13 protein-coding genes are annotated in these 14133 nt (G+C 63.3%); 6 read left to right on the top strand and 7 right to left on the bottom strand.

Annotated features, from left to right (window positions below; translation table 11 throughout):
- Positions 1-76: 76 nt before the first annotated feature.
- The 6 genes from AC1L34_RS03035 to AC1L34_RS03010 form a co-directional block, all read right to left on the bottom strand.
- Positions 77-1987: a peptidoglycan D,D-transpeptidase FtsI family protein gene (locus tag AC1L34_RS03035; protein WP_424293670.1), complete on the bottom strand. Its 1911-nt coding sequence runs from the start codon at positions 1985-1987 to the stop codon at positions 77-79.
- A 22-nt stretch (positions 1988-2009) separates the two neighbouring features.
- On the bottom strand, positions 2010-2831 hold the full coding sequence (gene ftsL / locus AC1L34_RS03030) for a cell division protein FtsL (protein ID WP_424293671.1): 822 nt from the start codon (positions 2829-2831) through the stop codon (positions 2010-2012).
- Positions 2828-3799: a 16S rRNA (cytosine(1402)-N(4))-methyltransferase RsmH gene (gene rsmH, locus AC1L34_RS03025; RefSeq protein WP_424293674.1), complete on the bottom strand. Its 972-nt coding sequence runs from the start codon at positions 3797-3799 to the stop codon at positions 2828-2830. Before rsmH ends, ftsL begins: the two co-directional genes overlap by 4 nt.
- Before the next feature lie 313 nt (positions 3800-4112).
- Positions 4113-4550 carry a division/cell wall cluster transcriptional repressor MraZ gene (gene mraZ / locus AC1L34_RS03020; RefSeq protein ID WP_424293672.1) on the bottom strand — a complete coding sequence of 146 codons (438 nt, stop codon included), beginning with the start codon at positions 4548-4550 and terminating at the stop codon, positions 4113-4115.
- A 461-nt stretch (positions 4551-5011) separates the two neighbouring features.
- Positions 5012-5425: a DUF3040 domain-containing protein gene (locus tag AC1L34_RS03015; RefSeq protein WP_424322233.1), complete on the bottom strand. Its 414-nt coding sequence runs from the start codon at positions 5423-5425 to the stop codon at positions 5012-5014.
- A 109-nt stretch (positions 5426-5534) separates the two neighbouring features.
- Entirely contained in the window at positions 5535-6062 is a 528-nt protein-coding gene (locus tag AC1L34_RS03010) for an SAV_6107 family HEPN domain-containing protein (RefSeq protein WP_424324695.1), read from the bottom strand.
- Positions 6063-6362: 300 nt separating this feature from the next.
- Between AC1L34_RS03010 and AC1L34_RS03005 the strand changes: the two genes are divergently transcribed.
- Both AC1L34_RS03005 and AC1L34_RS03000 read left to right on the top strand, forming a co-directional pair.
- On the top strand, positions 6363-7058 hold the full coding sequence (locus AC1L34_RS03005; RefSeq protein ID WP_424297238.1) for a GNAT family N-acetyltransferase: 696 nt from the start codon (positions 6363-6365) through the stop codon (positions 7056-7058).
- A complete protein-coding gene (locus AC1L34_RS03000; protein ID WP_424297236.1) occupies positions 7055-7933 on the top strand; it encodes an LppM family (lipo)protein in 879 nt (292 codons plus the stop codon). The genes AC1L34_RS03005 and AC1L34_RS03000 overlap by 4 nt, the downstream gene beginning before the upstream one ends.
- Before the next feature lie 41 nt (positions 7934-7974).
- Here AC1L34_RS03000 and AC1L34_RS02995 read toward each other — a convergent pair whose 3' ends face one another.
- The gene (locus AC1L34_RS02995; RefSeq protein WP_424297234.1) at positions 7975-8949 is read right to left on the bottom strand and encodes a methylenetetrahydrofolate reductase; all 975 of its coding nucleotides are present in this window, start codon (positions 8947-8949) and stop codon (positions 7975-7977) included.
- Between the two features lie 88 nt (positions 8950-9037).
- On the opposite strand from AC1L34_RS02995, the gene AC1L34_RS02990 reads away from it, so the two are divergent.
- The 4 genes from AC1L34_RS02990 to AC1L34_RS02975 are packed head-to-tail and all read left to right on the top strand — an operon-like array spanning position 9038 to position 14115.
- Positions 9038-10135 (top strand): polyprenyl synthetase family protein, encoded by a 1098-nt coding sequence (locus tag AC1L34_RS02990; protein ID WP_480035091.1) that lies wholly within the window; start codon positions 9038-9040, stop codon positions 10133-10135.
- Positions 10136-10140: 5 nt separating this feature from the next.
- A complete protein-coding gene (gene crtI / locus AC1L34_RS02985) occupies positions 10141-11652 on the top strand; it encodes a phytoene desaturase family protein (RefSeq protein ID WP_480035090.1) in 1512 nt (503 codons plus the stop codon).
- Positions 11649-13205 (top strand): polyprenol phosphomannose-dependent alpha 1,6 mannosyltransferase MptB, encoded by a 1557-nt coding sequence (gene mptB, locus AC1L34_RS02980; protein ID WP_424322238.1) that lies wholly within the window; start codon positions 11649-11651, stop codon positions 13203-13205. The genes crtI and mptB overlap by 4 nt, the downstream gene beginning before the upstream one ends.
- Positions 13198-14115: a phytoene/squalene synthase family protein gene (locus AC1L34_RS02975; protein ID WP_424322239.1), complete on the top strand. Its 918-nt coding sequence runs from the start codon at positions 13198-13200 to the stop codon at positions 14113-14115. Before mptB ends, AC1L34_RS02975 begins: the two co-directional genes overlap by 8 nt.
- Positions 14116-14133: the final 18 nt, after the last annotated feature.

The raw sequence follows: 14133 nt of genomic DNA, 5'->3' as shown, positions 1-14133 counted from the left end.
TTCCAAGCTAACGGGCGTTTGGCGTTCGACCGCCGGTCACGCCGCTATGAATCTACCGTGGATCACCTTGGCGGGCTTACGCCACTAGACGAAGGAACGGGGTCGGGCGATCGGAAAACGGAACCTGGTCGTGGCGAAGCAGCCACGATCCGATCGTGCCGAACAGTGGCGCGGCCGACTGTCCGCCACTGCCGTCGGAACTGCGGACCGGATTGTCCATCATGATCCCGATAACGAAACGCGGGTTGTCCGCAGGTGCGATCCCCGCAAACGTGATGTTGTAGCTCGACTTGGAGTAGCAGTTACAGGACGGATCGACCTGCTGCGCCGTACCCGTCTTACCCGACGTTTGGTAGCCGGGGATAGCACCTGACGAACCCGTGCCGTTCTGGTCGCTATTATTCGGGTCCTTCTGCATGACCGCGCGGAACATGTCGCGGACCGTCGTTGCCGTTGCCGGGCTCACGACGCGGATCGACTCCGGCTCGCTGACGCCTGTCACGCCGTCATCTTCCGGCGCAATAATCCGCGGTTGAATGCGGACGCCGTCGTTGGCGATCGCCTGGTACATCGACGTCATTTGAAGCAACGTCGTCGACAGGCCCTGTCCGATTGGCAAGTTCGCGAAGGAACCGCCGGACCACTGACTCAGTGCAGGCACCGCGCCACCGGACTCAGCGGGCAGGCCGACTCCGGTCCGCTGGCCCAACCCAAAGCGCCCGAGCATTTCAGCGAAGCGTCGCTCCCCGACTTTCTGGGCCAGCATCAGAGTCCCGACGTTCGAGGACTTTCCAAAAATTCCGGTGGTCGTATAGGGAGCTGTTCCGTGTGTCCAAGCATCGTTGACGGTGATGCCCGACATCCGGATAGAGCCCGGTACTTGGTGCACTTCCTGCGGCGTTGTGATCCCATATTCGATCGCTGCAGCCGCGGTCACGATTTTGTTCACCGAGCCTGGCTCAAACGGCGAGGTCACCGACCGGTTGCCGCGGTCACCATCGGAATCGGGGCGCGACGGATCGAAGGTGCTGTCGTTGGCCATGGCGAGCACCTGGCCGGTCTTCACGTCTTGCACGACAGCCGAAACGTTGTGCGCGCCGGAGAGTTGCTTGGCCAAATTCACTTGGCTTTGCACGTACCACTGAAGATCGGAGTCGATGGTGAGATGGATTGTTGGTCCGTTTACTGCCGGGTGCACATTGCGCTTGCTTCCCGGGATCACCGCGCCATCTCGCCCGCGGTCAAACGTCTCAGTGCCGTTCGTCCCCGCGAGGATCGAATCGAGCGATGATTCGAGGCCGCCGCTGCCGTTGCCGTCGAAGTTGACGCCGCCAATGATGTTCGCCGCGAGCGAGCCGCCCGGGTATAACCGGTTACTTTGCCGTTCGGCACCGACCTCCGGGAACTCGTCTTGGATTTTCTTCGTCACGTCCAGCGACACCAGGCTCGCCAAGTAGACGAAATCTTTGTCCGACTTTAGTTTCGTCAGGATCTCATCGGCGGGAATGCTGCCGCCCAGCGCCGACGACACTCCGGTCGCGATCTGGTTGAGCCTGGTATCAACGTCGGGCACGCCGGGGTCGCTCTTGTGCGCTTCGCTTATCTGTTTGCGCACGGCTTTCGGTTGGAAGGTCAGTTTGCGCGCGTCATCTGTGTGGGCCAGGGGCCGACCGTCGCGGTCAACGATGCTGCCGCGGACGGCAGCCAACTCTTGCGTCACCGATCGCTGTTCGGACGCCTGGGCCGCGATCGAGTCAGCGGCGATCACGTGCACGTACAACATGCGACCGGAGATGAGCAGGGCAATGACTACGATGAATGCCGCCAGCATCCGTTGTCGCCCAACGAACTTCGATGCCCCACCCGCGGAGGCATCGAAGGCGCGAGGAGGTTTGGGTGGCGGCGTGCCGGGACCATTTCCTGATACTCCAGAGCTACGGCCACCCGACCTCGGCTCGCTAGCGCGGGGTGAACGGGTTCGGGTCATGATTTATCGATTGTCCCTCGCGCTAGCGTGCGGGTGCGGTATTGCCGCGCGGCGTGGCGGGGCCCGTCGGGAGAACGTTGGTGTTCTGACTCACGCGCGAACGGCTGTCCGGACGGGCAGGCTTCGGGTTGGCGGTTGGTGCGGGAGCGACCGACGGTCGCGGATTGGGCGCCGGGGTCGACGTCGCGGGCGCTTCATTCGACGGTGCTGCCGGCGCAGGCACCTGAGGTTGCGGCGCAGGTGCGGGGTCGGCCGTTGAACCGGGTGCCTGGTCTCCACCGAGTCCAACGGAGTCATCGACCTTGTTCTTATCAATCTTGTCGACTGGGTCGGGTGTCGGATTTAGGTCAGGCAGGGCTTTACCCGTCGCTGCTGCCGGAGTTCCGCGCAGACGGGCCTTGCCGTCCGGTCCGACAATGATCTCGGCCGCATTCGCGGCGGGCACCATTCCTTGGCGCGCGGCCGCAGCGGCCAAGGCCGGAGCCTGATCACCAGCGTCGACGTCAGCTTTGAGGGCGTCGTGCCGAGCCTGGAGTTCCTGATTCTCGCTGCGCAGCGCATCGATGGCGTACGAGTCCTGTGCGGCCTTAGTCGTAAGAAAGAGCGTGAGGGCAAGCGCACCAAGCACCAAAGCGAGGATCGGTACCACGATTGGCATACCTGCGATTCGGCGTCCGGTGATGGGGAGTTTGCTCCCGCCCCCCTCACGACGGGTCCGACGATCGAGCGCCCGCTGTGCAGCCTTCGACCGCGAGGCGCGATCGCTGACTGCCGTGCCGGTGCCACGTCGTCGACTGCCCCCTTCACGAGTAGCGGAGTCCGTGCGCGGTGCCAAGATCGTCACAGTGCTTTCCCTCCGACGCCGGTGGTGAATCTGCCTTCAGCAATTCGTTCGATGGCTCGGATACGAACCGGGGCCGAACGCGGGTTCGCTTCTCGCTCTTGTTCATTGGCCTGTTCCGCGCCGCGAGTGATCAACGAGAACCGCGGCGCAGTTCCCGGCAGATCCACCGGGAGCCCGGCCGGCGTGGTGTTAGCAACCGCGCGAGCGAAGTCGCGCTTCACAATCCTGTCCTCGAGCGACTGGTAACTCATGACGGCGAGCCGACCACCTACGCTGAGCACGTCGAGTGACGCGGGAATCACGCCGCGCAACGAATCAAGCTCATGGTTGACCTCGATCCGCAAGGCTTGAAAGGTCCGCTTGGCCGGGTGTCCCCCGGTGCGTCGTGTTGCCGCCGGAATCGTGGCGTACAGCAACTCCACGAGTCGACCACTGTTGGTGAAAGGCTCTATGGCGCGTTCACGGAGCACGGCGGATGCGATCTTGCCTGCGAAGCGTTCTTCGCCGTACTCGCTGAGGATCCGTGCGAGGGCACCGTGGTCGTAGGTGTTAAGGATGTCGGCAGCGGTCAGGGTGTCGTCCGGATTCATCCGCATGTCCAACGGCGCGTCGACCGAGTACGCGAAACCGCGACCTGCTTGATCGAGTTGCATCGACGAAACGCCCAGATCGAGAAGGATGCCGTCAACGGCAGCCCGGCCCGTCGCGGCTACCACCTCGGCAATCTCGTCGTACCGGTTGTGGTGGAATTCGACGCGGCCACCGAAGCGACCGAGCCGCTCCGATGCCGATTCGATGGCGTAGGTGTCACGGTCGATCGCAACCACGTGAAGCCCAGCTAGCCGCTCGAGAAAGTATTCTGTGTGGCCACCGGCACCAAGGGTCCCATCGACCAGGACAGCACCGGTTCCATCGGACGACGCGCGGGTGAGTGCGGGCTCGAGCAGTGCGAACATCCGATCGGCCATCACTGGAACGTGACCGTGTTCGCCTTGCTGTGCGTTCACCTGCTGCCCTCCCTGCCGCTGTGACCGTGCCTTGAGTCGATGCTGTCGTGCTGTGCGTCCCCCCGAACCGCGCGGATAACCATTGCCGGCTATCAGAAAATTTTGTTGATCGACTTTGCGATCAAGGTCGGAGAAAACAGTGCGATGAGGCGGGGTCCCCGCCCGAGGCGAACCTGGCGTTGGGGAAGTACGTCAGGGTCATCATCGGGCCGAGGCCTCGACTCACCGCAGGTGCGTAATCACCGATATTTAGTTGAGCTGTAGCGCTTCCCACTTAGAGGATTGCGTTCAACGCTTCCGACCCTGCGGCCGAGAACGCTTCCTCGTGCGCGGCCTGGTATTCGCGCCAGCTTGGTGCGTCCCAGATCTCGAGGTGGTCGTACGAGCCGATGACCACGCATTCCTTTGTGAGCCCCGCATAGGCTCGGTGCTCGGCCGAGAGGTTCACTCGCCCCTGGCCATCCACTCGCTGCTCGTCGGCTCCGGCGAAGAAGTACCGCACGAACGCACGAGCTTCCGGATCGTTTCGCGAGGCCGTCATTGCCCGATCGGCAATGGCGTCGAATTCTTCAGTTCGGTACACCGACAAGCTGCGGTCTTGGCTTCGTGTGACCATGACCCCTCCTGCCAGTGCATCGCGGAACTTTGCGGGCAACGTGAGCCGCCCTTTGTCATCGAGCTTGGGCGTGTAGGTGCCGACAAAACGAGCCATGTCGACGCCTCCTCACCCTCCAAGTTCGGAGGATTCCGGTGTCCCCCTCGCTCAGTGATGCCCACATTACCCCACTTTCCACCACATTCCACCCTCGACACCCACTCGTTGCCCACCCGCTCATAGACCTGCAGGTCACGGGGTATACAGCCCAGCAAACTCTCAGGAAACTCGCCGACCATTCCGGCGTGTCTTCCGTGATTGATGGTTCAAAAAGAGACTAAACAGGCTGTTGAGGTCTACATTTTGCCGATCGTGGGGCGAAGTGGGGAACTCGGGTGGGGCGAAGTGGGGGCACACCTGCACCGCCGCGGTCGGGATAGCAATCGACCGCCAGATTGATCCCCTAGACCCACGACGACATAAGTCAGAAAAACCAGTGGGGCCGCATCTCAAAAAGAGATGCGGCCCCACTGGTTAAGAATTCAGTTGTTGGCGCTAAGTGCCGGTAGTGCGGAAGTTCAGATATCCCGGTCGTCTTGCTCAAACCGTCGATTGAAGCGGTCTTCCATGCGCTGACTCAATGAGCCGTGCGCGGCACCGCCAGCTTTTGACTTCTTCTTCGGCGTCGATGCATCGGCGGGCCCGGACATCTGAGCGCGTCCACCAATCAGCCCGTATGCGGCTGCACCGAACATCACTAAGAAACCGACGAAACTCAAAATCTTGAGACCCCCGATCTCCACGTCGACCATGAGCCCGCCAATCAGCAAGGCGAGACCGACCAAGAACCCGAGCGCCACGACGATCCGACGACGAGCGTTCGGAACGCGAACCTTGTGACGGGTCACGCTCGAAACGAACTTCGGGTCCTCGGCGTAGAGAGCGCTCTCTATTTCATCGAGCATGCGCTGCTCGTGCTCGGAAAGCGGCACCGCCCCTCCCTTACTGGTTGTGGGCAAGTTCTGACTGCTCGCACCTATGCCCCCATGATACGAGTCATCACGTCGCCTTACCACCATTGCCGCCGGATGGGTTCTACTTTCACGCCACCGTACGACGAGTTGGCGTTCGCTTGGGCGTGAGCTTGCCCTGTTCGTAGGCCAAAAGCGTCGAATCGGCGACGTCAAGGAATTCCATGGCACGACGCTCGACCCGGGCACAGAACGTTGGATCGACGGTCCGCACCAAGCCAGCTTCGACTTGCGAGCGCATCGTCGACAAGCCGCCAAAATACTCAGCCAACTCACCGCATTGCGGGGCACGGGCCTTAATACGACTCCAGGCGTCGGCCGCACCCCGGCGACGACGAATCTTGGATGAGGGCTCGTAGATCTCCAAGACGGCACCTGACGCACGGATGGCGGCGAGATAAAACAACCGGAAGCGCTCGGCGCCGTCGTCTTGCACTGACGCCGCCTGATCGAAAAGCACCTCGGCACGTTCGAGTAGATCGCGACTCCGATGCACGACGACCGGATCGACACTGGACGCGGTAGCGACCGACTGCCGAGCGGCCGGAACCAGAAGCGCCGGGGTTGGGCGAGAGGAATCGTGCGCTGAGTACGCCATGTCGCCGCCTTTCGTAGCAAATTGCCCGTGTTTCCCGGGCCGTTAACCACACCATTGCAGGGACCTCTGACAATATTTCCTTCGCCAGGTGCACCAACAAGGACAGCGCTACCGAATTCACTGTCCTCTAGTACCAACACCAATGGCCCGGCGATGTCTTCCCCATCGCCAGGCCACCGGGTTTCACGAACCGATACGAACACCAGTTCGATAGTCTTCACGATAGCCGGAATGCAAGCGCGGCGGCAAGTACCGATATCCTCCTTACTGCCCGCGCGTCACCGGAAGAGAGGAACCACGATGACGTCATCTGGTGTGTCCTCGATCCGCATCGCTCGGCTTTCCCCAGAGTTAGCGCATCTGTGGCTCGATCCGGCAGTGCACGTCTACGTCACCGCAATGCACTATCCGCGCGGCAGCGAAACCTCCCGCGTGCCTCTCTGGCGGGACCACATCGCGCGCCCCGACTGGGTGGCCTATGGCGCATTCGCGACGATCTCGGCCCTCGACTCGCTGCGCCCCACCTTCTCCCACTTGCGTGTACGACCGCCCCTGGCAACCGGTGACCGCGAGGTACTCATCGGCGTCACCTACGGTTACCGAGGAGCACCCGATCAGTGGTGGCATCGCCAGTTGTATTCGGGTCTGATGCGCGCGGGCATGGCACCGGCCGAGGCTCGCGAGTATCTCCGCGACTACTTTGAGCTCACCGAACTGCATGTGCACCCGGTGGCGCAGGGCCGAGGGGTAGGCGAACGTCTGCTCACCGCACTCCTGCACGATCGCTCCGAAGCCAAGGTGCTGCTATCCACGCCGGAGGTGCCTGGAGAAGAGAACCGCGCCTGGGGCCTTTACCGCCGCCTTGGGTTCGGTGATGTGCTTCGCTACTTCAACTTTGTCGGCGATGCCCGACCATTTGCTTTCCTCGGGCGCGCACTCCCCCTCGGTGCGCCTGCCGCCGAAGACGACGTTTCGTCTGGCACGATGAGGCAGTGAAACTGATCCGCCGCACGTGCATGCTGATTCTGGGATTGTTGGCGATGATCCCACTGTTGACCGGTTGCCTGACGAAGTCGACGACCGTCGGCGACCAGTTCTCGGGCACCGTCATCATTGCGGCATCACCGGATCAGCATCCGCAAAAGCCAGCGTTCGATATTCCCGCTTCGCTCAGTGGACAGGTGTGGGCCGCGGACTATCCAGCGGCCACCGATTCGACGACACCCCCGGCACCGCCTTCCACCACGACGGCACCCGATGGTCAACCGGTGTCAACCCCAGAAGGCAAGATCGGCTCGGAACTCACTTTTGATCGGCTGACGGCAGGCCAGTTCAGTCAGCTCGGCGACATCATCGCCGCGGCCCTCCCTGATCCCGCGGCAACTGTGACACTGAAGTCCCAGCGCAGTGCCGACATCGTCCGCTTCCGCGGCTCGGCATCGCTGGCTGGCTTGGAGCCGAATTCGGTGTACTTCGCCCTGACAGTCTCGTTCGGCGGCGAAGTCATTGCCACCAACGGCCGCCAGATCGCGGACACCGCAGTCTCGTGGACGCCGCCCGCGGGTCAAAACATCGACATGCAGGCCGACGCGGAATACCCCGATCCAGCCACCGCAGCCGTGTCGAGTTGGGCTTGGTTCATGTGGCTCCTGTGCGCGATCGTCGTCGCGATGGTGGCCTATGCTGCCTACCAAAGTCGCGACCGGACGCCACGCCCCGGTCGCCCCGCTCGCCGCAACCTCGCATTCTGGAAGCAGGACACCGCAAAAGTTGGCACGGCCAAGAACGCCGCCGAGTCAAAAACCGTCGGTGCCGACGCTGCGGCGGTTAAAGCCAAAGCCGGATCGAACGATGAACGCGCGCCGCACTAGTCGGCACCACTCTCGACAGCACCAAGCTAGGCGGCACGACTCTAAACTGCGGTGAGTGCCCCTCGGGTGTCGACACCAATCCGTTCGAGAACTTCGCAACTCGCCTTCGCAAAATTCAGGGTGCAGAAGTGAAGCCCCGGCACTCCCTCGGCGATGAGCCGCTCGGAGGCCTCCGTGCAGAGGTCAATACCGACAGCGCGCACGTATTCGCGGTTCTCTTCGGGACCATCGCCTGCGGCCTTGGCGAGCCGCTCCTCGACTGCTCGGGGGATGGTGCTGCCCGAGAGTTCAGTCATCCGTCGTGCTGACTTCAACGACGTGATCGGCATCATTCCCGGGATCAGCGGCTTTTCGCCCTGTTCCGGGTCCGCGGCGATAACGCGATCGCGCAAGCGCAAGTAGTCGTCGACGTCAAAGAACATCTGCGTCACCGAGTACTCGGCACCCGCGCGCAGTTTGCGCACCAGGTTGCCGGTATCGGCGGCCAGGTTCGGTGCGCGGTGATGTCCTTCGGGGAACGATGCAACGCCGACATGGAAATCACCGAGTTCGGCAATCAAACTGACCAGTTCTTCCGCGTATGAGACGCCCTGCGGGTGCTTGACCCATTCGCCGAGCGGATCGCCCGGCGGGTCGCCACGAAGGGCCAGCAGATTGACGATGCCCTTGTCTGCATAGGCACCCACCAGCGCACGTAACTCGTCGATGCTGTGGTTGACCGCCGTGAGGTGCGCGACGGTCAGCAGCGTAGTTTCGGTTGCGAGTTCGCCCGCGATCCGCACGGTGCGGTCGCGGGTGGTGCCTCCGGCCCCATAAGTCATGGAGGCAAACGCCGGGTTCATTCGTTCAAACACTCGAACCGCACGCCACAGGCGGGTCTCTTCCTCCGCATTGCGCGGCGGAAAGAACTCCACGGAAAAAGGCACGGGCCCGGAATGCGGGGCCGCGAGGCGCTCGACCACCGAGGTTGCCGCGTTGGCGCGGGCGTCGGGGCCGTTGAGGATCGAATCGGTCACCTCCGCAACTATACGGACACCGGAAAGTGGCCGACTACCACCAGATGCGACGGCCGGTACTCAGGCACGACCGGTAACCTTGCCTGTCGTGGTCAACATTGCGCAGGTACCCGCCGCCGTCGACGAGGTGCTGGCGGAGTTTTTCGCTTCCAATCGCTCGACGATCGACGCCATCTATCCCGTCGTCGCCGAGGCCGGCGATGTGCTCGCCGACTTTGTGTTGTCTGGCGGTAAGCGTGTGCGACCGCTGTTCGTCTTCGCCGGGTGGCAGTGCGGCCCGCCCCCTGGCACGGGAACTGTTGGCAATACCGAAGAAATGGCGCTGCGACTGGGTGCGGCCATCGAGTTGATCCAGGCGTGTGCCCTAATCCACGACGACATCCTCGACCGTTCTGATACTCGACGCGGCCAGCCAACCGTCCATCGCCAGTTCGAGGCCACCCACGTGGCGCGCGGATTTGCCGGTGACGCAGCGCATTACGGGGTGTCGGCGGCGATCCTCCTCGGCGATCTCGCCCTCGCTTGGGCCGACGACCTCGTCCACGGCATTGGGCCAAACCCCAACGGTTGGGCACAGCTGGAACCGCTCCCACGACCGGTCGGCGTCCTGTGGTCGCAGATGCGCACCGAGGTTCTCGGCGGGCAGTTGCTCGACATCACCAATGAGTCGTCGGGCGATGAATCGGTGACCGCCGCGTACCGCGTGATGGAGTACAAAACAGCGGCGTACACGGTGGCCCGTCCGCTGCAGATCGGAGCCGCCCTCGCCGGTGCCGGCGAGTCCGTTCTTACCGCCCTGCGCCGCATCGGAATCGACCTGGGAGTGGCGTTCCAACTCCGCGACGATGTGCTTGGCGTCTTTGGTGATCCCGACGAAACCGGGAAGCCTTCCGGCGATGATCTCATCGAAGGCAAGCGCACCGCCTTACTGGCGGAGGGCCTGCAGCGAACGTCGGCCGAGGGTGCTGAGCTCTTGCGGTCGCACATCGGGCGTGAACTCTCGGCCGATGAGATCGCCGCCGCCCGCGGCGTGCTGGTCGATTCCGGCGCGCTTGCCGAGGTGGAACGGCAGATCGACGCGCGGCTGAGCGCGGCACTGAGCGGAATCGATGCCCTCGACGTCAGCGATACCGCCCGCACCGATCTGGTTGCGATGGCCCACCGCATTACGCACCGGCAGCGGTGATTGCGATGAGCGCACAGGTAGCGGTGATTGGTGCCGGGCTGGCAGGGTTGACCGCGGCTGCCCGCCTCCGTGGCGCGGGCCATGAGGTGCGGATATTTGAGGCCACCGACACCCCCGGCGGACTAGTCCGAACCGAAACCATCGACGGCCACCAATTCGATACCGGCGCAACGGTTCTCACCATGCCCGAACTCATCGTGGAGGCACTCGAGGCCATCGGAGTGACCCGCGACGACGCACATCGACGACTGGCATTGTCGCCCGTCGAACCGAGCTACGTCATGAATTACGCCGATGGCTCGTCGTTGGAGATCCCCCGCGAAAGTGCCGACATTCCCGATGCCGTCGCCACGGCTTTCGGTCCCGAAGCAGCCGCAGGGACGCGCGACCTCCTGACATGGTTGCGCCGCGTCTACGACGCGGAGTTCGACACATTTATCGACCGCAACTATGGCGGTTTCCGCGACCTCATCGGTGCCCCCACTCGGGCATCGGCGGCACAATTGGTGAAGCTACGAGCCCTGGGTGGGCTCACCGCCGGAGTCGGGCGTTTCGCCACCGATCCCCGACTGCAGCGCGCCTTCACCTTCCAAGCGCTTTATGCCGGAGTGCCACCGCACCGGGCACGCGCCATCTACGCCATCATCGCCGACATGGACATCGGGCGAGGCCTATCGGCACCCGCTGGCGGTATGGGTCGTATTGGACGAGTCCTCGCCGATGCGCTGGTCGACGCTGGCGTGCACATCGACTACGGCACCCGCGTGAAGCGAATCCTGCAGCGTAGCGACGGGACCGCCTCCGGCGTCATGATCGACGGGGAAGCGATAGCCGCCGATGCCATCGTCGCGACCGGCGAACGCGAACCGATCGCCGAGCTCTTGCGCGACGACCGACGTCGCCGACGATTGCGCTACTCACCGAGTGCAGTAGTCGTCCACGGGGTACTGCCCGTCAGCGTCACCGATCAGTGGCGATCCGGGCACCACACCCTTGACTTCGGCCAAGCGTGGACGCAAACGTTCGCCGACCTGACCGGCCGCCCCGGCCGCGTGATGGGCGACGGCTCATTCCTGCTGACTCGGTCGGCGGTCACCGATCCGACCACCTTTACCGCCAATGGTCTTGAGTCGGTGTCGGTGCTGGCACCAACCCCTAATCTCGACTCGGCCCCCCTCGCATGGGACGAACTGGCCCGACCGTACGCCGCCGACGTTCTCAACACCCTGGAGGACCGCGGATACCGCGGAATCGCCGAGCTACGCCCGCTCCGCATCGATCACCCGGGCACCTGGTTGCGGGACGGCTTACCGGCGGGCACCCCCTTCTCGGTCGCTCACACCGTGATGCAAACCGGTCCGCTGCGAACGCCGAACGTGTGGCCGGGTACCCCCAACCTGGTCATTGGCGGTAGCGCGACCGTCCCCGGCGTGGGCATTCCGCCCGTCGTCATTTCCGGCGGACTCGCCGCACAGCGAGTCAACACCTACCTCGCATCGTCGGGGAGGCGAAAATGACTGAAATGGTGACCCCTGGGGCAAAACAGGCGATGGGGGCCGATTCGGCGACTGGAGCGAGGGCCGGGGTGGGGATTTTTCTGAGCCGCTACCCCGACGCGTGCCTCGGTTTCCTAGGGGTGCTGTTCGTTGTGGCTGGCAGTTACGGGCTGTCGGATGTGCCACGGAACAACCCGACACTCGCCAATCTCGGTTTGGAACCGATGACGTATGGGCACGGCAAGACGCTGTCCGGCATGGCGTTCTGGACGGGCGTCGCACTGATGGTGATCGCCTGGGTACAGATCGGTCGCGATCACCAGCGAATGAGCCTGCGCGCCACCATGGTGACCATCGGCGCGTGGACAGCCCCGCTGATGGTGGCCATCCCGACCTTCAGTCGGGACGTGTACGCATACCTCGGCCAAGCGACAGTCCTCATGGAGGGCTTCGACCCGTACACCGACGGTCCCGCGCACCATCCGGGGCCCATCGTCGATTCGATGGCGCAAATCTGGGCACCCACAACCTCGCCCTACAGTCCCGGGTTCATGCTCCTACTTCGCGGCATTGTGGGGATTACCGGCGACAACGTTTTCGCGGGTGTGTTCCTGATCCGCGTTGCCCTCCTACCCGGACTCCTGCTCACCATGTGGGCGGTTCCGCGAATCGCCGAGCATTTTGGCGCCAGCAGGCGCCTGGGACTGTGGCTCGTGCTCCTGAACCCGATGCTGCTGCTGCATCTCGTCGCCGGGCCGCACCTCGAACTACTGATGATGGGGTTCCTGGCCGCCGGCGTCGCCCTCGCCCTCCGTGGACAACATGTCGCCGGACTCCTAACCCTCGGTCTCGCGCTATCGGTCAAGATCACCGCCGGAATCGCTATTCCATTCATCATGTGGATCTGGCTCGACCATTTGCGGAAGCGACGCGAAGCCGACCCACATTATTCTGGCGAACCCATTACCTGGCGGGATCGCATCGGCATCTTTTTCGCCACCGGTGCCATCCCAGTAGCGGTCTTCGGTGCCTTTACCGCGATCCTGGGTCTCGGCATCGGGTGGACCAACGGACTGTCGTATGCCTCACGCATCATCAATCCGTTCACCATTCCCATCTTTATTGGCCACATCATCACGTACGTGGCGGCACCGTGGACCGCGCTCAACCTGCAACCGGTCCTCGAAGTAACACGCGCCATCGGCAGCGCCGCCCTCGCGTTAATCCTGGTGTACCTCTGGTGGCGATCACGTCGTAACGAGCGGGATGCCATGGCAGGTATGGCGTGGGCGATGCTCGCGTTGCTCCTGCTCGAACCGTCAACCCTTCCCTGGTACTACACGTGGGTCGCCTGCTTGGCGGTGGCATTCGTGCTACCGATGTGGGTGCGGCAGGTCGTCGTTGGAATCAGCACGTTCTATCTGATCGTGTTCCAACCCGACGACTCGATTCTGTTCTACAAACCCGTCGAGACCCTGCTGGCGATCGCTCTGGCAACCCTCGCTGCCGTTTCGTTGCGTCGGCCGGATCCCTTGCGACTCAGGAACTTCGGATCACTCCTGCGCCATGGTTGACCACGTCGAAGCTGGCTATCAGCGGGCCGAAGCGATCACCCGGCGTGCGGGTCGCACCTACTACCTGGCTTCGCGGTTGCTGCCAAGCGGTGGTGCGCGTGCAGTGTTTGCGCTGTATGCCTATGCCCGGTTGGCCGACGATATCGTCGACGAGCCAGCACCCGGCATCACCATCGCCGACCAAACCGCACGACTCGATGCCCTCGAAGCTGGGCTCTTTTCGGCATTCGACGCCAACGCCCACATCGACCTCCCCGCAGGCGAAGCCGACGTCGTTGCCGCGCTCGCTGATTCAGTCCGCCGGTTCGCGATTCCGACCGACACCTTTATCGACTTCGGACGGTCGATGCGGATGGACCTGCCCGGGCACCCCCTGTTCCGCAATCGGTATGCCAGCTTTGCTGAGCTCGCCGAGTACACCTACGGGTCCGCGGCGGTGATCGGCATTCAACTGCTACCGATCCTCGGTGTGGATCGCGACAATGTCGAGACCACCGCCGGGGCCGAGCTCCTCGGCGAGGCGTTCCAGCTGACGAATTTCTTGCGCGACGTGGCCGAGGACGCCGCTCGGGATCGGATCTATCTGCCCGCGGATCAGCTGGCCGCGTTCGGGGTCGACGACACCCGACTGATGGCGAATGCTGCTGCGGGCCACGCTGATTCATCTGTGCGACGCGCCGTCAAACACTTCATCGCGGTGAACCGGGACCAATATCGGCGAGCTGCGCCAGCTATCGAAGCGCTGCCCCACCGCACGCGCCCGGCGATCCGCGCCGCCGCCCGGTCGTACAGCGCAATCCTGACGGAGATTGAGCGTCTCGATGGAGATGTCTTTTCCCGTCGGGCGGTCGTGCCGATGCCTCGGAGACTCGCCCACGCCGCGGCGTCGCTGGTGACCGGACTTAAGTAATTCCCTTCCCAGCTGACA

Source organism: Gordonia sp. 34D, from assembly GCF_056682775.1.
The sequence above is the reverse complement of the archived record's forward strand: the minus strand, read 5'-3'. Positions and strand labels throughout refer to the sequence as shown.